We start from the raw sequence: 19,517 nt of genomic DNA, 5'->3' as shown, positions 1-19,517 counted from the left end.
TAACGAGGGTTGTGTCGATATTATTTTAAGTTTGCACCGGGTAAATGCCATAAGAATCTAATGATGATGGATGGCGCGGCAAAATTTTTCTGCCGCGATCGCCATACTTTCTATTTAGCTGAATTTGAGGCATCCAGATGGAACAATGTGACCCTATCGGCGCAAGATTAGATCGCTTACCTTTATCTCGATTTCATTTTCGTATTTTTGGAATTATTAGTGTTAGTTTGTTAATAACTGGTTTTCTCAGCTATTCCGGGAATGTGGTATTAGCAAAACTAGTCAGCACAGGCTGGTCAAACAATTATCTCAATGCCGCGTTTACTTCAGCGCTGATGTTCGGTTACTTTATCGGTTCGCTAGCCGGTGGCTTTATTGGTGATTATCTCGGTCGACGCAAAGCGTTCCGCGTCAATTTGTTAATCGTCGGGGTCTCAGCCTGCGCTGCAACGTTTGTGCCCAACATGTACTGGCTTATTTTCTTCCGCTGTCTGATGGGGATAGGAATGGGGGCGCTAATTATGGTGGGCTATGCCTCATTTACAGAATTCATTCCACCCGCGGTTCGTGGGAAATGGTCTGCCCGTCTGTCATTTGTCGGCAACTGGGCACCAATGCTATCTGCGGCAATTGGCGTCGTGATTATTGCACTTTTAAGCTGGCGGGTGATGTTTCTGCTCGGCGGCATGGCAATGCTGTTGGCCTGGTATCTGTCGGGAAAATACTATATTGAATCCCCGCGTTGGCTGGCTGGCAAAGGGCAGAGAAGCGAAGCTGAAAAACATCTTATGCAGGTGGAATCGCAAATTGAGAAAGAAAAAAACATCACTTTACCATCCTGCCGGAACGAATGCTCGTCGGCGGATTTAAGCACGATAAGTGGTTCATTTTGGCTCTTGTTTAAGGGGCCAATGTTGCGCTGTACACTGGTGGCGATCACGGTGCTTATTGCAATGAATATTTCGCTCTATACCATTACGGTATGGATCCCGACGATATTTGTTAATTCGGGAATCGATGTAACGAAATCCATATTTATGACCGCGATAATTATGATTGGCGCCCCGGTTGGGATATTTATTGCCGCGTTAATTATCGATCGCTTTCCTCGGCGATTGTTTGGCTCATTCTTGTTGATTATTATCGCCTTGCTTGGGTATTTCTATTCGCTTCAAACTGAAGAGTGGGCAATTCTGAGCTACGGATTGGTGATGATTTTTTTTCTGTATATGTATGTCTGCTTTGCCTCAGCAGTTTATGTCCCGGAACTATGGCCCACGCATCTTAGATTGAGAGGATCGGGTTTTGTGAATGCGGTGGGGAGGATTGTCGCTGTGTTTACGCCTTATGGCGTCGCTATTTTGTTGACCCGCTATGGCTCGGTTACGGTCTTTGTCGTGCTAGGAGCAATGTTGGTGCTATGCGCGCTGATTCTTTTTTGTTTTGGCATCGAAACACGCAAAGTATCGCTGGAAGAGATTTCAGCGCTGGCCTGAGATAACGCGCCGACAGGAGTGACCCTGTCGGCATCGCTTACGGCTGGGTTTCCAGCCAGTCGTCCAACGTATACAGCGTTGCGCCCGTAGCCGCCATTTCCATAAAGGCGTTTGCACTGTCCTGGGGGTGAATATTAACGCCACGGCAGCCGTCGGTTATAACGCTGACGGTGTAGCCAAGATCGAGCGCATCCAGTACGGTGAATTTGACGCAATAGTCGGTAGCCAGACCCATGATGATGAGCTCGGCAATGCGGTGTTCGAGTAGCCATGCATTCAGCGCGGTTGCCTGACGACGACCGTTATCAAAAAAAGCACTGTAGCTATCGACCAGCGGGTTCTCACCTTTAGTGAACGTTTGAGTTATCGCACGCTGGTTCAGCAGCGGATGCAGGGCAGCACCTTCGCTGTTTTGTACGCAATGATCGGGCCAGAACGTCTGCGCCAGGCCATCGAGTTGTCCCTGGCTGTAGGGCTCGACCTGATGCTGGCTGGCAAAACTACCATGATTCGCCGGGTGCCAGTCCAGACTGGCAACGACCGTGTCGCCGCGTATGGCACACCAGTCAATCAGGCGGTTGGCGATATCGATTGTGCTGTCACCTTGTGGGACCGCGAGGGCACCACCGGCACAAAAGTCGTTTTGTAAATCGACCAACAGTAAGGCTCGGGCCATGGGCATAGACTCCTTTAATCGTCGGGCGTGAGCTCACCACGCAGATTTTGCGTCATTGCTTCACGAATTGTCTGCGTATCCAGTCCCTGACTCAGCAAATAGTGCAGTTTGGTGAGTGTGGCTTCGACGGTCATATCCGCGCCGCCAATCACGCCAGCATGCGCCAGCGCATTCCCTGTCGCGTAGCCCCCCATGTTCACCTTGCCGGACATACACTGCGTAAGGTTCACCACCACAATGCCACGCGAGCTCGCATCTTCAAGTTCTTTCAGGAACTCTTTATTCTGCGGCGCATTGCCCACGCCGTAGGAGCGCAAAATTAATGCTTTTACTGGCTGGCGCAGGAAGTTGCGTACTACATCAGCGGAGATCCCTGGATAAATAGTGACCACGCCAATCGGTTGCGGAGTGATAGGATGCACAATCAACTCACCTGTGCCGTGAGGTGCGGGCGGTGTTCCCAGCCGACGAATGTGGATCCCGGCTTCCAGCAGTGGTGCGAGGTTGGGTGAGGCAAACGCGTCAAAACCATCAGCATGCGCTTTAGTGGTCCGGTTGCCGCGAAACAGTCGGTTGTTGAAAAACAGGGTCACTTCATTGATCGGATAATTTGCTGCAACGTACAACGCATTCAGCAAATTGATTTGTCCGTCAGAACGTAGCTCTGCTAATGGGATTTGTGACCCTGTCACAATGACTGGCTTGCCCAGATTCTCCAGCATAAATGAGAGCGCCGAAGCCGTAAACGCCATGGTGTCAGTGCCGTGCAGAATGACAAAACCATCGTAATCGTCGTAGTGCGCTTTAATGTCTTCAGCAATATGCTGCCAGTCTTCTGGCGTCATGTCTGAGGAATCCATCAGCGGGACGTATTCGTGGATGGTGAAGTCTGGCATCTCTGGGCGGTGGAATTCAGGCATCAGTGCCAGCTGACGCTGGAGATGACCGGAAACAGGAATATAACCCTGTTCTGAGCGCTGCATACCAATGGTACCGCCGGTATAGGCAACGTAAATCGATTTCTTTTGCATGGGCGTCACAGGTTAAGTTGTGCATAAACAGGCGCAGTATAAAGTTCCCCCCGAAAAAATACAGTGCAAATGACGCATACCTGCCATCCGATCAATATGTCATTTATGTTCAGTGCCTTGTCCCGTTTGTTCAGTGTGGTTTTGCACCCTCGGCCCTACAGTAGCAGCCTTCTATGGTGTGTGTTGTTGTCGAGTGCAGAAATGATCAGAAAGAGAATTGATAATGCGGCTATTTTGCTGATGGTGGTGATTTGCGGTGTCTGGGGCAGTCAGCAGGTGGCAATTAAAGCGGCTGCTGATGATATGTTACCTTTTTTACAGGTCGGTTTGCGTTCCGCAATCGCCGCGCTGTTTATTGGATTGTTGTTTCAGCGACGAGATAATATTTTTGGCCTTCTGCGTGACCGTAATATCGCCAAAATGGGCGCAATCGTTGGATTACTATTTGCGCTTGAATTTGTGCTGGTTTCCGTAGGGATCACGTTAACGACGGCCTCCCATATGGCGCTTTATCTGTATACTGCGCCTTTGTTTTCGGCCATTGGATTACATTTTCTTTTACCTGAAGAGCGACTGAGTCGTATGCAATGGTGTGGGCTTGCGATCGCCTTTTTGGGCATCGCCATCGCCGTTACGATGGTTCCTCAAAATGGCAACACACAATGGAGCCTGACGGGCGATCTGTGCGGGCTTTTCGCCGGTATGGCGTGGGGGGCGTCCAGTGTGTTGATCCGCTGTAGCCGACTCGCCACTATTCCCTCGTCCTGCACACTGTTTTATCAACTGGCGACTACCGCGCTGATTTTATTGCTTATCGGACTGATGCTGGGAGAAACGACGGTACAACTGACGACTGTGTTGGTGATGAGTCTGACTTTTCAGACGGTGATTGTCGCCTTTTTAAGTTACCTGATCTGGTTTACCCTGCTGCGTTATTATCATGTCGCATCTTTGGGAACCCTGATTTTAATGACGCCAGCGATGGGAATCATTGCCGGGGTACTCTTTCTTGGTGAATCCCTGCAGCCCGCGTTTATCGCAGGCGCTCTCTTGATATTGATTGGATTGCTTTGTGTTTCATTACCCCCCAGCGCGAATTTACGCCGCCTTTCACGTTTATAACGGGAGCCTGAAGTGAAGAAAGACCTGAGAATTTTTCAGCCAGGCGAGTGGGCGGATGGAGACATCATTACGGCTATCGATGCGAGTCAGACAGAGACACCGCGCAGACCACAGTTGAATGTCGGCATTCTTCTGTGGCCGGAATTTCCTCTGCTGGCGCTGGCGGGGTTAACCGATGCGTTACGTCATGCGGCGGATATGGGGGATGATAGCCAGAAAATTCGCTGCTCCTGGCGTCTGATGAGCGCTACACCAGACCGACCAGTTCTAAGCAGTTCAGGAATGGCGATGATGCCGGATAGCGCATTCGTTGCACCGGAACAATTTGATTATGTGGTGGTGATTGGCGGCTTGCTGCGCAGTATGGCGAAAGCCGATCGGGCCGCGCGACGTTACCTGCATCTTGCGCATCAGCTCAACATTCCGCTGGTAGGTATCTGCACGGGGAGCTTTGTTCTGGCGCAAGAAGGTTTCCTCAATGGGCTGATGGCGGCGATCCATCCCTGGCATCTGAATGATTTTAAAACGCAATTTCCTCAGCTGGCTGCCCGTAGCGGGGTCGATTTTGTTGAGGAAAAAGGGATTCTGACTTGTCCGGGGGGCATTTCGACGATAGGGCTGGCAACAGAGCTTATTCGCCGCCACTGTGGTCCCGACAGGGCGACAAAAGCCATCTTCCAGATGTCCGTCCCCAACCGCATAGACAGCACGTCAGTGGCGGTCTCCAGAGCGATAGGTTTTACCCACGTGAGCGACAGTCGGTTACGCAAAGCGGTCTTTTTAATTGAGCAAGGACTGGTAAAGCCCATTTCGACCCGCTGGCTGGCCGCTGAAGTCAACCTGAGTCCGCGACAGCTTACCCGGTTGTTTAACGCCGAGTTCGCCCAGTCGCCGGGAGAGTTTATCCGACGTGCGCGTTTGCGTTATGCCCACTGGCTGTTGATGAATTCTGGAGAGAGTGTCACGGAGATTGCGCTGCGTCTGGGATTTAGCGACTGTGCGCACTTTATTCGTTTGTTTAGTCGGGAGTTTGGCTGTACGCCTGGAGATTTTCGCAGTACGCGACATCAGAATGCGTAAAAAATGCTGCCCCGACAGGGGCAGCATTGGCAGGTTAGCGAACGTTGGCGCAGGTCAGGCAAAACGCATAGCGGTTTTGCGGATCGTTAAACGCTGCCAGCTTATCGCTCTCCGCTTTAACCGTACTCGCCGCAGAAGCGAGCGGCGCCGGGAGCATCGCCTGGATCGCTTCAGGCAGCATGGCACGAACGGAACCGGACATGCTGTCCATCACCATATCAACGAATGTCGGTTCGTCCTGATAATACTCAATGTGCCATTGCTTCAGTTTGGCCAGCTCAGCCGCTTTCGCCACGGCGTCATCAAAATCACCCAGACTGTCTACCAGACCGTTGGCTTTCGCATCCTGGCCGGTCCAGACGTGGCCCTGCGCGATTTTGTCAATCTGCTCAGGCGTTGTCTTACGCGCATCTGCGACCAGCGTGATAAAGCGCTTATAGCCGTTCTCGATGCTCAGTTGCATCATTTGCTGCACTTCAGGTGGTAACGCTTTGGTGAAGGAGATATCCGCCAGTGGGGATGTCGCCACGCCGTCGGTGTGTACACCAATGGAATCCAGACTGTTTTCCACAGTGTTGATCACGCCAAAGATCCCGATTGAACCGGTCAGCGTGCTGGGGTTCGCCACAATGTAGCTTGCTGGGGTGGAGATCCAGTACCCGCCGGATGCCGCCATGCCGCCCATGGACACGACAACCGGCTTGCCTGCCGCTTTTGCCGCAGCCAGCTCAGCGCGAATGACTTCGGAAGCGCTGACGCTGCCGCCAGGGCTGTTCACGCGCAGGACAATTGCTTTCACTTTCGGATCAAGACGCGCTTCGCGGATCTGCGCGGCAGTCGTGTCACCGCCCACATTCCCAGGGGTTTCTTCACCGTCCATAATTGCGCCATTCGCGAAGACGACGCCAATGCTGTCCCCAGTATCCGCTGGCGTTTTCAGCGAGTAATCGTAATAGCTGACGGCGCGATAATTTTTATCCGCTTTGCTCCAGCCAAATTGTTTGGTCAGCATTTTTTCGACTTCGGCGCTGGAGGCCAGTGCATCCACCAGTTTGTTGTCGAGCGCATATTTCGCGGTATCACCATCGACTTTTGTCAAACCGTCCAGCATGGCCTGTGCGCCCGGGAACACCTGCTGAGCAGGGATCTGGCGGTTGGCAGCGACCGTGTCGAGATAGTTCTGCCACAGCTCGCCGATCCAGCGGCTGTCGGCCTCGCGCGCGGCAGGAGACATATCATCACGAATGAACGGTTCTACGGCAGACTTATAAGTCCCGACACGGAACACGTGCGTGGAAACTTTCAGCTTGTCGAGCAGGGACTTGTAGTACAAACCGTTGGTGGCAAAGCCGTGCAGATCAACGGAGCCCTGCGGAGAGAGATAAATTTTATTGGCGAAACTGGCGAGGTAGTACTGCCCCTGGCTGAAGTTATCGCCCACGGCAAAGACCGGTTTGCCGCTGTCGCGGAATTCCCGCAGCGCTTTACCGATATACTGCATGGAAGGCTGGTCGGCCCCGGCAAAATTTTTCAGATCCATCACAATGCCGGTGATGTTGCGATCATCTTTTGCCTGGCGAATAGTATTCACGATATCGAACAGGGAGTTTTCCTGCAGACGATCGGAACTGGCACCAAACAGCTGACGACCAATAACGCTTAAGCGACTGGTGCTCGAAGGCTTATCGACAATCACCCCCGAGATATCCAGCAGCAGTGCGCCTCGCTCAGCGTGTTCACTGGTATTGCTGCTGCTGACCTGCATCCAGATGCCCACGCCCACCAGCACCAAGAAGATGAAGAACAGGTTAAGCACAAATTCACGGACGAAATTCAGTAATCGCCATGTCCATTTAAAAAATCCGGCAATAAATCGCCACAGGGTTCGCATGTATTCTCCCTACCGATTAACAACACGCCATCCCGAAATTCCGGAGAAAGGCGATAAGATGAGGCTATCGTAATGACCCGACAGGCACTTGTCAGCAGGAATCACCGCCTGTGCTGTAACAAAATCCGCTCACGTGTTAATTTTGTGAACAAATCTCATTGTTGGAGTTAAGCAAATGGATGCACTCGAATTACTGATTACCCGTCGTAGCGCCTCTCGTCTCGTCGAGCCGGCCCCGACAGGAGAGCAACTGCAAAACATTCTGCGGGCGGGTATGCGCGCGCCAGACCACAAAACGCTGCAACCGTGGCAATTCTTTGTCATTGAGGGCGAAGGGCGTGAGCGTTTTAGCGCGGTGCTTGAAAAAGGGGCGATCGCCGCAGGCAGTGACGAGAAAGCCCAGGAAAAAGCACGCAGCGCACCGTTTCGCGCACCGCTGATTATTACCGTGGTGGCGAAATGTGAAGAAAACGACAAGGTTCCTCTGTGGGAACAAGAAATGTCTGCCGGTTGTGCGGTGATGGCTATGCAGATGGCCGCAATTGCCCAGGGCTTTGGCGGTATCTGGCGCAGTGGTGCATTAACCGAAAGTGCGGTCGTGCGCGAAGCATTCGACTGTCGCCCGCAAGATAAAATCGTCGGTTTCCTCTATCTGGGCACACCGCAGCTAAAAGCATCCACGACGATTAACCTTGCCGATCCGAGCGCATTCGTCCGTTATTTCTGATATCAACGGCAAAACTGTCTGGATTCTGAGCAAAGACACCCGAATTCAGACAGTCACTCTTACCACATCAAGGAATGAGCGCTACCATATCCGGATTGCAATGACAGGAGATGTCCATGAGCGAGCAAGCTATTCGTTTAACGCAATACAGCCACGGAGCCGGTTGCGGTTGTAAAATTTCCCCAAAAGTGCTGGAAACCATCCTGCACAGCGAGCAGGCGAAGTTTGTTGATCCGAACTTACTGGTGGGTAATGAAACCCGCGACGACGCGGCCGTATACGATCTGGGAAACGGCACCAGCGTTATCAGCACCACCGATTTCTTTATGCCGATTGTCGATAATCCGTTTGATTTTGGACGCATCGCAGCGACTAACGCCATCAGCGATATTTTCGCCATGGGCGGCAAACCGATTATGGCAATTGCTATTCTGGGCTGGCCGCTGGATAAACTGGCACCGGAAATCGCCCGTGAAGTCACCGAAGGCGGACGCTTTGCCTGCCGTCAGGCGGGTATTGCGCTGGCGGGCGGCCACTCTATTGATGCCCCAGAGCCTATCTTCGGCCTTGCGGTAACCGGCGTTGTGCCGACCGAACGCGTGAAGAAAAACAGCACCGCTGAGGCAGGGTGTAAGTTGTTCCTGACCAAGCCTCTGGGCATAGGTGTTCTGACAACCGCAGAGAAAAAATCACTACTGAAGGAAGAACATAAAGGACTGGCGACAGAAGTGATGTGCCGGATGAACATTGCCGGTGCGGCATTCGCCGATATTGACGGCGTGAAAGCCATGACCGATGTTACCGGTTTTGGTCTGCTGGGGCATCTGAGTGAGATGTGCCAGGGCGCAGGCGTTCAGGCACAGATCGTCTACCAGGATATTCCTAAGCTGCCTGGCGTTGAAGAATACATCGCGCAGGGCGCGGTGCCGGGTGGTACCCAACGTAACTTTGCCAGCTACGGACACCTGATGGGTGAAATGCCGCAATCGGTACGCGATCTGCTGTGCGATCCGCAAACTTCAGGTGGTCTACTGCTGGCGGTAACGCCGGAAGCTGAAGCCGAAGTGAAAGCGGCAGCGGCGCAGTTCGGTATCGATCTCACCGCCATTGGTGAGTTAGTGGAAGCTCGTGGCGGTCGCGCCATGGTTGAGATTCGTTAACTCGATGCGGTTGTTTATTGCCGAAAAACCAAGTCTGGCACGTGCTATCGCCGATGTGCTGCCGAAGCCGCATCGCAAAGGCGATGGTTTTATTGAATGCGGAAATGGACAAGTGGTGACCTGGTGTATTGGTCACCTGCTTGAACAGGCGCAGCCGGATGCCTACGACAGTCGTTACGCTCGCTGGAGTCTGGTCGATCTGCCGATTGTCCCGGAAAAGTGGCAACTGCAACCGCGCCCCTCGGTGACCAAACAGCTCAACGTCATTAAGCGCTTTTTGCATGAAGCCAGCGAAGTTATTCACGCCGGTGACCCCGATCGTGAAGGGCAACTGCTGGTGGATGAAGTGCTGGATTACCTGCAACTGGCACCTGAAAAGCGCCAGAAGGTGCAGCGTTGCCTGATTAACGACCTCAACCCACAGGCCGTTGAGCGGGCTATTGAGCGGCTGCGCGCCAACAGTGAGTTTATCCCGCTGTGCGTGTCGGCACTGGCGCGAGCGCGTGCGGACTGGTTGTACGGTATCAATATGACGCGCGCTTACACCATTCTTGGACGTAACGCGGGCTATCAGGGCGTACTTTCGGTCGGGCGCGTACAAACGCCGGTGCTCGGGCTGGTTGTGCGTCGCGATGAAGAGATAGAGAACTTCGTCGCCAAAGACTTCTTCGAAGTGAAAGCGCATATCGTAACGCCCGCCGATGAGCGGTTTACCGCTATCTGGCAGCCGAGCGAAGCGTGTGAGCCGTATCAGGATGAAGAAGGGCGCTTGCTGAATCGCACGCTGGCTGAACACGTGGTGAACCGCATTAACGGTCAACCGGCGATAGTCACCAGTTATAACGATAAACGGGAATCAGAATCCGCGCCGTTGCCGTTCTCGCTGTCGGCGTTGCAGATTGAAGCGGCGAAGCGCTTCGGTTTAAGTGCGCAAAACGTTCTGGATATCTGCCAGAAGCTGTATGAAACCCATAAGTTGATTACCTATCCGCGTTCGGATAGCCGTTATCTGCCGGAAGAACACTTTGCCGGACGTCACGCGGTACTGAACGCGATTAGCGTCCATGCGCCGGATCTGCTCCCGCAGCCGGCGGTCAATCCCGATACGCGAAATCGCTGTTGGGACGACAAAAAAGTGGATGCGCACCACGCCATCATTCCTACCGCACGCAGTTCGTCCATTAACCTGAACGACAACGAAGCGAAAATTTACAACCTGATTGCCCGTCAGTATCTGATGCAATTTTGCGCAGATGCGGTATTCAGGAAGTGCGTTATTGAGCTGGATATCGCCAAAGGTAAGTTTGTCGCCAAAGCGCGTTTTCTGGCGGAAGCCGGATGGCGCACGCTCCTCGGTAACAAAGAGCGCGACGAAGATAACGACGGAACGCCGCTGCCGGTGGTGGCAAAAGATGACGAACTGCTGTGCGAAAAAGGCGAAGTGGTTGAACGTCAGACCCAGCCCCCGCGGCACTTTACCGATGCCACGCTGCTGTCAGCGATGACCGGGATTGCGCGATTCGTGCAGGATAAAGATCTGAAGAAGATCCTGCGCGCAACGGATGGTTTAGGTACGGAAGCGACGCGCGCCGGAATTATCGAGCTGCTGTTTAAGCGCGGGTTCCTGGTGAAAAAAGGACGTTATATCCATTCGACCGATGCGGGAAAAGCGCTGTTCCACTCGCTGCCAGAAATGGCGACGCGCCCGGACATGACCGCGCACTGGGAATCTATCCTGACCCAAATCAGCGAAAAGCAGTGCCGCTATCAGGATTTCATGCAACCGCTGGTGGGGACGCTGTATCAGCTTATCGATCAGGCGCGCAGCACACCGGTACGACGCTTTCGTGGAATTGCTGCACCTGGCGGTAGTGGTAGCGATAAGAAAAAAAGCGCGCCGCGTAAACGTCCGGCGAAAAAAAGCCCGCCATCTGAAGAGGCGGGCCTGTAAGTTTGTAGGCCTGATAAGCATAGCGCATCAGGCTTAGCCGGATGCGGCACCCGTGCCTAATCCGGCCTGCAGAGACAATGTTAAATCACGCCCTGACCCAGCATCGCGTCGGCAACCTTCACGAAGCCCGCGATGTTGGCGCCACGTACGTAGTTGGTCTGCTTGCTTTCGCCGCCGTATTCAACGCAGGCATGGTGAATATCCAGCATGATGTGGTGCAGGCGCGCATCCACTTTCTCCGCTTTCCAGCCCAGACGAGCGGCGTTTTGCGCCATTTCCAGACCGGATGTCGCTACGCCACCGGCGTTGGCGGCTTTACCCGGTGCGAACAGTACGCCCGCTTCGAGGAACAGATCGGTGGCCTCGATAGTGGTCGGCATGTTTGCCCCTTCGGCGACAGCTTTCACGCCGTTGGCGATCAGTACGCGCGCTGCATCGACATCCAGTTCATTCTGAGTGGCGCACGGCAGGGCGATATCGACCGGAACCGACCACGGCTGTTTGCCTTCCAGATAGGTCAGGCCAAACTCACGGGCGTAATCCGCCACGCGACCGTCACGGCTGTCTTTGATCGCGCACAGACGCGCCAGTTTTTCTTTGGTAAATCCGCTTTCGTCAACTACGGTACCACTGGAATCGGAGGCGGTAACTACTCGCGCGCCAAACTCCATGGCTTTCTCTATGGCGAATTGCGCTACGTTGCCGGAGCCAGAAACCGCCACGCGCATGCCTTCAAAGCCCAGACCATGGCGTTTGAGCATTGCTTCGGTGAAGTACACCAGACCGTAGCCGGTGGCTTCCGGGCGGATCAGGCTGCCGCCAAAAGAGAGACCTTTACCGGTAAAGACGCAGGCGCTGTTGTTGGACAGTTTTTTCATCATCCCGGCCATAAAGCCGACTTCACGACCACCCACGCCGATATCGCCCGCCGGGACGTCGGTATCAGGACCTAAATGGCGGAACAGTTCGGTCATCAGTGCCTGGCAGAAACGCATGATTTCGCCTTCGCTTTTACCTTTCGGATCGAAATCGCTCCCGCCTTTACCACCGCCCATTGGCAGCGTGGTGAGGGCGTTCTTAAAGGTCTGCTCGAAACCCAGGAATTTCAGGATAGACAGGTTCACGGAAGGGTGAAAACGCATACCGCCTTTGTACGGGCCAATGGCAGAGCTAAACTGTACGCGCCACGCGCGGTTGACCTGTACCTGATTGCGATCGTCCAGCCAAACTACGCGGAACTGGATCACGCGCTCCGGTTCAACCAGACGTTCCAGCAACGACATCTGACGATAACGCGGGTTTTGCTCGAGAAAGGGCCACAGCGTCGTCATTACCTCACGAACGGCTTGCGCGAACTCGGTTTGATTCGGGTCGCGCTTTTGCACATGGTTGAGAAATGACTCCAGAGAACATGTCTGATCCATAGATATAAGAACCTCTTATGTATTGATATGGTTATATTTTTGATATTTATGTTATGTGTTGTGCAGTTTTTGACTATACCATCAGCAGTGTGACGGGACGCAAGAAAAAATTAATCCCGCTAAGTAAATTAATATTGCGCCGTGGGTCATAACCAAAAGCGATGATGGAAGGGACTAAAGTTTCTGCCGATTTATACCGTTATACTGAGCATAAATGTCAGTTAAAAAGGAAAGACAATGCGCCGTTTAATCATGGCAGGAGCGTTGGTACTGGTGTCCTGCGCGACGCTGGCAAATCAGCTTTATCGCCCGGACGTGCAGGTGAATGTACCGCCGGAAGTGTTCAGTTCCAGCGGTCAGCGGGCGCAGCCCTGTAGCCAGTGCTGTATTTATCAGGATCAAAACTACTCTGAAGGGGCGGTGATTAAAGCCGATGGCGTTCTGTTGCAGTGCCAGCGCGATGATAAAACGATCAGCACGAATCCGCTGGTCTGGCGGCGCGTAAAAGGATAAACGTCTCTAACAGCGGGATATCGGCGGGCGCCAGCGGATAACGCAGCGCCTCTTCGGGTGAGCACCAGACGATATCCTGATGTTCAAACGCTCTCAATTCCCCCTGAAAAGACGGTACATGCCAGGCGTGTAGGTGAATCAATCGGCCTGAAACCTCGCGTTGATGACTGGCAATGTAGCGCCCCACGACCGCCTCAATGCCCAACTCTTCACGCAGTTCACGGATCAGCGCCTCGGGCTGACTTTCGCCAGATTCAACCTTACCGCCGGCAAACTCCCACATGCCTGACTGATCCGCATGCAGCGGACGCTGAGCCAGTAAAATTTTGCCATCACGTTCAATGATAGCGGCGACCACGTCGAGGGTTTTCATCATATTCATCAAGATCTAACAGCAGAAAATGACATACTATCGTTATCTTTGTTTTATCTAAAGTATTCAGGAGCCACCGTTGAACGAACCTCAGTCGTGGGTAAAGCCGTTAACGCGTATCCCTTCCAGTTTAAAACCGCTCGTTGCCACGCAGAAAAAACATTATGGCGATGTGCTGCATCCCACGCGTTGGTGGGGGCGGATGCCGTTTCTGTTCTGGCTGGTGGCGCTGTTTGTCGGGTTTCTGGAGCGTAAAAAGGCGCGCTTAACGCCGGTGATGCGTGCGCTGTTGATGACCCGCGTTTCTCAGGTTTGCCACTGTGCTTTCTGTGTTGATGCGAATAGTTTACGGCTGGCAGAACGCTGTGGCGCGCTGGATAAAGTCATGCAGGTTGCCACCTGGCAAGATTCGACGCTGTTCAGTGCAGAAGAGCGCGTAGCGCTGGCCTATGCCGATGCGGTTACCGCAACGCCTCCACAGGTTGACGATGCGCTGAAAGTGCAGATGAAGCAGTATTTTACCGATACCGCGATTACTGAAATGACCGCGCTGATTGCGTTTCAAAATCTCTCGGCGCGTTTTAATGCCGCTCTCGATATTCCCTCGCAGGGACTGTGCGACAGTTTTAAAGGACGCCCGCATGCTTGACCGCCATCTTCATCCACGATTAAAACCGCTGTTGCATCGGTGCGTAGGTATTATCGATAAACCGGCGATTACCCCGGACGGACTTACGTTGGTCGGATTTGCCATTGGCGTGCTGGCGTTGCCATTTCTGGCGTTAGGCTGGTATCTGGCTGCGCTGGTGGCCATTGTGCTCAATCGGTTGTTTGACGGACTGGATGGGGCGCTGGCACGGCGCAGAGGGCTATCCGACGCGGGGGGATTTCTCGATATCTCGCTCGATTTTCTGTTTTACGCCCTTGTGCCGTTTGGCTTTATTCTTGCCGCTCCGGCGCAAAATGCGCTGGCAGGCAGTTGGCTGTTGTTCGCGTTTATTGGCACCGGTAGCAGCTTTCTGGCCTTCGCCGCACTGGCAGCGAAACATCAGATTGATAACCCCGGTTATGCGCATAAATCGTTTTATTATCTGGGCGGGTTGACCGAAGGAACTGAGACAATTTTGCTGTTTGTGTTGGGGTGTCTGTTCCCGGACTATTTTGCCGTGCTGGCGTGGGTCTTTGGCGCGTTGTGCTGGATGACAACGTTCACCCGGATCTGGAGCGGATATCTGACGCTGAAAACCGTTCAGCGTCAGATGTAATGTAATGCGTTGCCGGATGCGCTTCGCTTATCCGGCCTACAACAATGATATAGGTAGCTGGGTAAAGCGTTCTCGCCGCATCCGGCAATAATGCCTGTCTTACTTGCTGGCGTCCGGACCCCGTTCACCGCTGGCGACCGGGTTTTTCGGATTGCTGCTCCACTCGTACCAGCCACCATCGTAAACAGAGACGTTTTTCCAGCCCATCGCGCGGGCATACATAAACGTTTCTGAAGCACGCCAGCCGGTACCGCAATAGAAAGAGACCTGTTGATTCGGCAGGATATTCCATTGCTTCCACATGGCGGCGATGTCATCCGCGCTGCGCATGGTGCCATCCGGGTTATGGAAATCTTCCATATGGGTAGAGTCGCTGCCCGCGTGGCCCCAACGCGCGCCTGCGATCTCACCTTTTGGCTTAATGTAGCTGTAGCCGCTGGTAGTACCGACAAATTCTGGCCATGAACGAATGCTCACCAAAGACGCATCCTGGCGATGCAGCAGACCGCGAGCCTGTTCCGTATCGAGCATCAGCTGCGGCTGGGCAGGGATTTTTACGCCGAAATCAGGTTCTGGTTTCACCGTTGGCGGAGTACCACGTTCGACCGGTAAACCTGAGTCGGACCAGGTTTGCCAGCCGCCGTCGAGCAGACGAACATCTTTCACGCCTGCGTACAGCATAATTTGCGCCACGCGCGCGGCGGCATAAACATCGCGGCCATATAAAATCACCGTGGTGTCGTGGCGGATACCGTGTTTCGCCAGCATCGCTTTAAGCTGCTCATCGGAAACTTTATTCCACAGCGGTTCGCTTTCAACTTCATTGGTATCAATATAGCCCGCGCCCGGGATGTGGCTGAGCAGATACAACTTCGGCGCGCCCCAGGCGGCTTCAATCACTTTCCAGTCACCCGCCGGTTTGGCAGTCACGTCTTTACCCTGCTGAAAATTGTGCAGCCACTGTGGGTAGACCAACTGTTCGAAGTGCGGCAGACGTTGCAGACGCGCAGGATCTGTCAGCGCATCGCTGAGGGTTGAAATCTGGTTAAAGCCAACTTTTTGCAGACGGGATTTAACGGCCTGCATGTCGTTATTACTGCCATACAGCGCCACCGGAGCGTCGGTCTTAAGTTGATGTGACTTAACCCAGGCGCTGAGTTGTTCATCATCCATCTTGTCGAGCCAGGCGGCAGACAGGTTCAGTGCGGAAGGTTCGTGTCCTGAAGGACCATTGAGCGATTGTGGCCAGCCGTTGTAAAAAGCGCTCTGACGGGTATCGATCGCCGCGCCTTGCTTTTGCTGTAACTGGTTGAGGGTGAGCGTCTGTGCTGTTTCAGCAGCCCAGGAAGAAGCGCAAGCGAGCCCTAAAGCCAGTGCCAGCGCGGTCATTTGAGAAACACGTTTCATCGAATAGCCCGACGTTGAAAAAAAGAAGACGACATTCTGTGCCGCCAGTTACGTAAAAACCTTGCGTTAACGCAGCATATCGCCACATTCACGCCCAGTTTTCCATCTGAAATACGCGGCCTGCAGGCGGTACGTCCTGCGCGTCATGTGTCACCTGTACCACAGGGATCCCCAATTTACGCACCTCGGTGAAGACCCATTGGCGAAAGTTATCGCGTAGCGACGCATCCAGCCTGCTAAAGGGTTCATCAAGTAACAGCGCCTGGGGCTGCGCCAGCAGCGCGCGGAGCAGGGCGACCCGCGAACGCTGCCCACCGGAGAGCGAAGCCGGATCGCGTGAATAAAATCCTGCCAGGTCCGCGCGTGCGAGGGCGCTTTCTACCTCATGACGCCTGGCAGGACCTTGCAGTCTGGCGGGTAAGGCTAGCAGTAAATTCTGCCCAACGCTGAAATGGTCAAACAGCAGCGCATCCTGAAACAAAATGCCAATCTGGCGCTGCGTGGTAGGTAACGTATCGATGCGCCGTTCATTAAGCCACAGTTCGCCTGAGGACTGGAACTGGGGAGATAACGCCCCGATCATCCATGAAAACAGCGAAGATTTCCCGCTGCCGGAAGGTCCCATAATTGTGACAATGTCACTTTTGTTAACCTGAAAATTAACGTCTTTCACCAGCGCTTTCGCGCCCTGGTACAACGAAACGCCTCGTACGGTAAGCATTAGCGGAGTCCTTGTCGAAAGCGGCCGATCCACGCGGCGAGAAAGGCTGCAAGTGCGAAAACGAGCAGTGGTAAAAGCAGCTGCCACAACGCTTGTGTTGCCAGAATCGCACTGCTACCGCCGCTGCTTAATGCCACCGCTTCGGTGGTTAACGTAGGATAGCGTCCGGCACCTAGCCACAGCGTTGGCATATACTGGGCGATACTAACCGAGAAGCCAACCGCGAAGGCAATCAATGCCGGGCGCGCCAGCTGCGGGCATTTCACCAGCCAGAATATCCGCCCCCGCGTCCAGCCCAGGGTTTGCGCAATCAAAATTAATCGTGGGTCAATGCGCTGCCACGCCGGTTTAAGCACAAATAGCATCCAGGGCATCACCCACAGCAGGTGGCCCCAGATAATGGTCGTCATCAGTCCATCTTGTTCGGCATATAACGCCAGCAGATATTGTCCGGTTACCAGCGGTAGCGCAGGCAAAATGAGCGGTAGCCAGACCCAGCGGTGTCCGGTTTGTGGACCCCATTCCAGCCAGGCAAAAAGTATCAGAAGCGCCAGCACGCTGGAAAGGAGCCCCAGTTGCAGGCTATTGCTGAGCGCCTCGTTGTTTAGCGAGGAATAGCTGGCGATAAGCGCCAGTACCAGCGCGCATACCACACCGCTGACGGGCAAAATCTGTACCAGCGGGCGTACGATTGTCATAGATGAAAAATGCTGGCGTTCACCGTTTACTGCCGGAATAGTATGTCGCCAGGTACGCCAGAGCAGATAACCCACCAGCGCGATAACAAGGAGTAACAGCACCAGCAACAGACTGGCAAGTGCGCCTTTCGCCTGCTGTTCGACGTCGCCCTGACTGAGCCACTGCCAGCTCAATACGGCAAGCGTTGGCGGATTGCCGGGGCCAAGAACGATTGCCACATCAACAACGGAGAGTGACCAGGCCACGACTGCCAGCATAGCTTTACCTAATGCCGGGCCGATAGCGGGCAGAACCAGCCAGTTCAGGCATTGCAGTCGGCTGTAACCCAGCGAATCCAGCACGATAACCTGCTGCGAAAGTTGTTTTTCACTTAGCAGGGCCGAGAGGATCCATAACAAAAAGGCGCTCTCTTTCACCGCCAGCGTTACGCCAAGTCCAATGCCGTAGCGGTCCGGCTGTGGGCTGAGGAACGGGAGCCATTGCCAAAGTATGCCGCCTTCAGCAAAAACCAACAGCACGCTGGTGGCGAAGGCAACGTGCGGAATTGCCAGCAGCCACGGAAGACGCGTATACAGACGTACCCAGCCTGCGCCGGGCCACAAGGCGAGGATCGCCAGCAGCGCGATAATCAGTGCGCCCCCAGCCGCGAGGCCGACGGAAACCAGCGTTGCCAGTAACGCCTGCGGGAGTTGAGGATCGGCAAAGAGCGCCAGCCAGTGTGTGGTACTAAGCGCCGGTGTTATCAGAGACCATGCCGCTGGCGCCAACGGCAGATAAACTGCCGCCATGATGGCCCAGAGTAGCAGAATTAATGCGTACCGTAGCGGCGTAGCCATTCTTGTTCCAGAGCGTTTACCCAGGCTGCATGCGGTTCTGGCAACACGGCAGGGAGCCCCTGTGGGATCCGCGCCAGCAGCGCATCACGCTGTTCGTCAGGCAATTTTTGTGGATCAAGCACCGAAGGATCTCCCCAGATAGCCGGGTCAGCTTTGCGCAGTTGTGCTTCAGGAGAAAGCAGGAAGTTTGCCACGACTTTTGCTCCGGCACTGGCGTGGGCATTCGCCGGAATGGCAACAAAGTGCACGTTGCCGAGCATGCCCTGTGAGAAACCAAAACTGTAGCTGCTTTTAGGCAATTCGCCGCTCGCCACTTTTTGCTGCGCGTGGGCAGGGTTAAAGGTCAATGATAAACGCAGGGTGCCGCTATTGAGCAGTGCATCCATTCGTGCTGGCGTGGGAGGAAAATCTTTGCCTTCACGCCAAAGTACAGGATGCAAGGTATCAAGATACTGCCACAATGGCGCGGTAACTTCGGCGAATGTCGCTGCATCTGGCGCAACTTTCAATGCCTGTGGTTTGGTGGTGAGCGAAATTAGCAACTGCTCAAGAAAAGCCGTTCCGGTAAAGTCTGGCGGGCGTGGATAGGTCACCGTGCCAGGGTGCGCCTGCGCGAATTTAAACAGTGCCTGCGGAGATTGCGGCGGCTGCGCGGTAAGATCGCGCCGGGCAATAAAGGTGAGTTGGGCACCGCCCCACGGTGATTCAGCCCCCTCTGTTGGAACGGAGAAATCTTCGGTCACCGGTTTTTGTGTATCAACATAGCGCCAGTTAGGCAGCGTTTGCGCCCACTGGGTTTGCAGCAGCCCGGCTTCTTTTAGCGTACGGAAGTTTTCGCCGTTAACCCACAGTAAATCGACAGAGCCGCCGGTTTTTCGCCCGGATGCCGCTTCCGTCTGGATGCGTTTTACGGCATCGGCGGCGTCCGCCAGGCGCACGATTTTCAGGTTAATGTCGTAGTGCGTTTTCATCTCGCCGCTAACCCAGTCGAGATACTGGTTAACTGCATTGTCGCCACCCCAGGCGTTGAACCACACCGTTTGACCACGGGCGTCATTTTTGATTTGTTGCCAGCTGGCGTCCTGGGCAAACGTCGCCAGCGGGCAGAGCAACAAACTCAGACACAATAAGCAGTAACGCATAAT

Annotated in this window: 18 protein-coding genes; 9 read left to right on the top strand and 9 right to left on the bottom strand. The window is 54.1% G+C overall.

The features are described from left to right. The first annotated feature begins 137 nt into the window (after positions 1-137). Positions 138-1,496 carry an MFS transporter gene (locus tag JQN59_RS13600; RefSeq protein ID WP_204528082.1) on the top strand — a complete coding sequence of 453 codons (1,359 nt, stop codon included), beginning with the start codon at positions 138-140 and terminating at the stop codon, positions 1,494-1,496. Between the two features lie 37 nt (positions 1,497-1,533). Here the strand turns inward: JQN59_RS13600 and pncA are convergent, their stop codons facing one another. Together pncA and ansA are read right to left on the bottom strand one after the other, a co-directional pair. Next, positions 1,534-2,172 (bottom strand): bifunctional nicotinamidase/pyrazinamidase, encoded by a 639-nt coding sequence (pncA, locus tag JQN59_RS13595; protein ID WP_149607140.1) that lies wholly within the window; start codon positions 2,170-2,172, stop codon positions 1,534-1,536. A 14-nt stretch (positions 2,173-2,186) separates the two neighbouring features. After that, positions 2,187-3,203, bottom strand: a complete 1,017-nt coding sequence (ansA, locus tag JQN59_RS13590) for an asparaginase (RefSeq protein ID WP_003832492.1) — start codon at positions 3,201-3,203, stop codon at positions 2,187-2,189. A gap of 201 nt (positions 3,204-3,404) precedes the next feature. Here ansA and JQN59_RS13585 point away from each other — a divergent pair, with 201 nt between their 5' ends. Both JQN59_RS13585 and JQN59_RS13580 read left to right on the top strand, forming a co-directional pair. After that, the gene (locus tag JQN59_RS13585) at positions 3,405-4,325 is read left to right on the top strand and encodes a DMT family transporter (protein WP_149607141.1); all 921 of its coding nucleotides are present in this window, start codon (positions 3,405-3,407) and stop codon (positions 4,323-4,325) included. A gap of 12 nt (positions 4,326-4,337) precedes the next feature. Next, on the top strand, positions 4,338-5,405 hold the full coding sequence (locus JQN59_RS13580) for a GlxA family transcriptional regulator (protein ID WP_149607142.1): 1,068 nt from the start codon (positions 4,338-4,340) through the stop codon (positions 5,403-5,405). 34 nt (positions 5,406-5,439) lie between these two features. On the opposite strand, the gene sppA is transcribed toward JQN59_RS13580, so the two are convergent. After that, positions 5,440-7,296, bottom strand: coding sequence for a signal peptide peptidase SppA (gene sppA, locus JQN59_RS13575; protein WP_149607143.1), 1,857 nt, complete (start codon positions 7,294-7,296; stop codon positions 5,440-5,442). Between the two features lie 175 nt (positions 7,297-7,471). On the opposite strand from sppA, the gene JQN59_RS13570 reads away from it, so the two are divergent. The 3 genes from JQN59_RS13570 to topB all read left to right on the top strand — a co-directional run bounded on the left by JQN59_RS13570 (position 7,472) and on the right by topB (position 11,134). Beyond that, the gene (locus JQN59_RS13570) at positions 7,472-8,023 is read left to right on the top strand and encodes an NAD(P)H nitroreductase (protein WP_008784540.1); all 552 of its coding nucleotides are present in this window, start codon (positions 7,472-7,474) and stop codon (positions 8,021-8,023) included. A 116-nt stretch (positions 8,024-8,139) separates the two neighbouring features. Next, a complete protein-coding gene (selD, locus tag JQN59_RS13565; RefSeq protein WP_003832497.1) occupies positions 8,140-9,183 on the top strand; it encodes a selenide, water dikinase SelD in 1,044 nt (347 codons plus the stop codon). 4 nt (positions 9,184-9,187) lie between these two features. Continuing rightward, positions 9,188-11,134, top strand: a complete 1,947-nt coding sequence (topB, locus tag JQN59_RS13560) for a DNA topoisomerase III (RefSeq protein ID WP_032934436.1) — start codon at positions 9,188-9,190, stop codon at positions 11,132-11,134. A gap of 80 nt (positions 11,135-11,214) precedes the next feature. Here topB and gdhA read toward each other — a convergent pair whose 3' ends face one another. After that, complete coding sequence (gdhA, locus tag JQN59_RS13555) at positions 11,215-12,558, bottom strand: NADP-specific glutamate dehydrogenase (RefSeq protein WP_003832501.1); 1,344 nt, start codon at positions 12,556-12,558, stop codon at positions 11,215-11,217. A 252-nt stretch (positions 12,559-12,810) separates the two neighbouring features. Between gdhA and JQN59_RS13550 the strand changes: the two genes are divergently transcribed. Then, positions 12,811-13,071 (top strand): YnjH family protein, encoded by a 261-nt coding sequence (locus tag JQN59_RS13550; RefSeq protein ID WP_171846094.1) that lies wholly within the window; start codon positions 12,811-12,813, stop codon positions 13,069-13,071. Here JQN59_RS13550 and JQN59_RS13545 read toward each other — a convergent pair. Beyond that, on the bottom strand, positions 13,031-13,444 hold the full coding sequence (locus JQN59_RS13545) for a pyrimidine (deoxy)nucleoside triphosphate diphosphatase (protein ID WP_048216321.1): 414 nt from the start codon (positions 13,442-13,444) through the stop codon (positions 13,031-13,033). The two genes, JQN59_RS13550 and JQN59_RS13545, sit on opposite strands and share 41 nt — an antisense overlap. Before the next feature lie 79 nt (positions 13,445-13,523). Between JQN59_RS13545 and JQN59_RS13540 the strand changes: the two genes are divergently transcribed. Both JQN59_RS13540 and JQN59_RS13535 read left to right on the top strand, forming a co-directional pair. Beyond that, positions 13,524-14,093, top strand: coding sequence for a carboxymuconolactone decarboxylase family protein (locus JQN59_RS13540; protein WP_136391779.1), 570 nt, complete (start codon positions 13,524-13,526; stop codon positions 14,091-14,093). Further along, positions 14,086-14,709 (top strand): CDP-alcohol phosphatidyltransferase family protein, encoded by a 624-nt coding sequence (locus JQN59_RS13535; protein WP_048214353.1) that lies wholly within the window; start codon positions 14,086-14,088, stop codon positions 14,707-14,709. The genes JQN59_RS13540 and JQN59_RS13535 overlap by 8 nt, the downstream gene beginning before the upstream one ends. 99 nt (positions 14,710-14,808) lie before the next feature. On the opposite strand, the gene JQN59_RS13530 is transcribed toward JQN59_RS13535, so the two are convergent. From JQN59_RS13530 to JQN59_RS13515, 4 genes are all read right to left on the bottom strand, one after another. Further along, a complete protein-coding gene (locus JQN59_RS13530; protein ID WP_149607144.1) occupies positions 14,809-16,116 on the bottom strand; it encodes a sulfurtransferase in 1,308 nt (435 codons plus the stop codon). Positions 16,117-16,204: 88 nt separating this feature from the next. After that, positions 16,205-16,837, bottom strand: a complete 633-nt coding sequence (locus tag JQN59_RS13525) for an ATP-binding cassette domain-containing protein (protein ID WP_048214351.1) — start codon at positions 16,835-16,837, stop codon at positions 16,205-16,207. After that, positions 16,837-18,372, bottom strand: a complete 1,536-nt coding sequence (locus tag JQN59_RS13520; RefSeq protein ID WP_149607145.1) for a thiamine ABC transporter permease — start codon at positions 18,370-18,372, stop codon at positions 16,837-16,839. The genes JQN59_RS13525 and JQN59_RS13520 overlap by 1 nt, the downstream gene beginning before the upstream one ends. After that, the gene (locus JQN59_RS13515) at positions 18,345-19,514 is read right to left on the bottom strand and encodes an ABC transporter substrate-binding protein (protein ID WP_008784548.1); all 1,170 of its coding nucleotides are present in this window, start codon (positions 19,512-19,514) and stop codon (positions 18,345-18,347) included. The genes JQN59_RS13520 and JQN59_RS13515 overlap by 28 nt, the downstream gene beginning before the upstream one ends. Positions 19,515-19,517: the final 3 nt, after the last annotated feature.

The sequence above is a fragment of the Citrobacter sp. B72 genome (genome assembly GCF_016894305.1).
GTDB classification, from domain to species: domain Bacteria; phylum Pseudomonadota; class Gammaproteobacteria; order Enterobacterales; family Enterobacteriaceae; genus Citrobacter; species Citrobacter portucalensis.
This window is presented reverse-complemented; position numbering and strand designations above follow the sequence as displayed.

Excerpts from the sequence above, each read along its gene's own strand:
- JQN59_RS13600 (WP_204528082.1), top strand. The coding sequence starts at position 138 with ATGGAACAATGTGACCCTATCGGCGCAAGATTAGATCGCTTACCTTTA.
- pncA (WP_149607140.1), bottom strand. The coding sequence starts at position 2,172 with ATGGCCCGAGCCTTACTGTTGGTCGATTTACAAAACGACTTTTGTGCC.
- ansA (WP_003832492.1), bottom strand. The coding sequence starts at position 3,203 with ATGCAAAAGAAATCGATTTACGTTGCCTATACCGGCGGTACCATTGGT.
- JQN59_RS13585 (WP_149607141.1), top strand. The coding sequence starts at position 3,405 with ATGATCAGAAAGAGAATTGATAATGCGGCTATTTTGCTGATGGTGGTG.
- sppA (WP_149607143.1), bottom strand. The coding sequence starts at position 7,296 with ATGCGAACCCTGTGGCGATTTATTGCCGGATTTTTTAAATGGACATGG.
- JQN59_RS13570 (WP_008784540.1), top strand. The coding sequence starts at position 7,472 with ATGGATGCACTCGAATTACTGATTACCCGTCGTAGCGCCTCTCGTCTC.
- selD (WP_003832497.1), top strand. The coding sequence starts at position 8,140 with ATGAGCGAGCAAGCTATTCGTTTAACGCAATACAGCCACGGAGCCGGT.
- topB (WP_032934436.1), top strand. The coding sequence starts at position 9,188 with ATGCGGTTGTTTATTGCCGAAAAACCAAGTCTGGCACGTGCTATCGCC.
- gdhA (WP_003832501.1), bottom strand. The coding sequence starts at position 12,558 with ATGGATCAGACATGTTCTCTGGAGTCATTTCTCAACCATGTGCAAAAG.
- JQN59_RS13550 (WP_171846094.1), top strand. The coding sequence starts at position 12,811 with ATGGCAGGAGCGTTGGTACTGGTGTCCTGCGCGACGCTGGCAAATCAG.
- JQN59_RS13545 (WP_048216321.1), bottom strand. The coding sequence starts at position 13,444 with ATGAAAACCCTCGACGTGGTCGCCGCTATCATTGAACGTGATGGCAAA.
- JQN59_RS13535 (WP_048214353.1), top strand. The coding sequence starts at position 14,086 with ATGCTTGACCGCCATCTTCATCCACGATTAAAACCGCTGTTGCATCGG.
- JQN59_RS13530 (WP_149607144.1), bottom strand. The coding sequence starts at position 16,116 with ATGAAACGTGTTTCTCAAATGACCGCGCTGGCACTGGCTTTAGGGCTC.
- JQN59_RS13525 (WP_048214351.1), bottom strand. The coding sequence starts at position 16,837 with ATGCTTACCGTACGAGGCGTTTCGTTGTACCAGGGCGCGAAAGCGCTG.
- JQN59_RS13520 (WP_149607145.1), bottom strand. The coding sequence starts at position 18,372 with ATGGCTACGCCGCTACGGTACGCATTAATTCTGCTACTCTGGGCCATC.
- JQN59_RS13515 (WP_008784548.1), bottom strand. The coding sequence starts at position 19,514 with ATGCGTTACTGCTTATTGTGTCTGAGTTTGTTGCTCTGCCCGCTGGCG.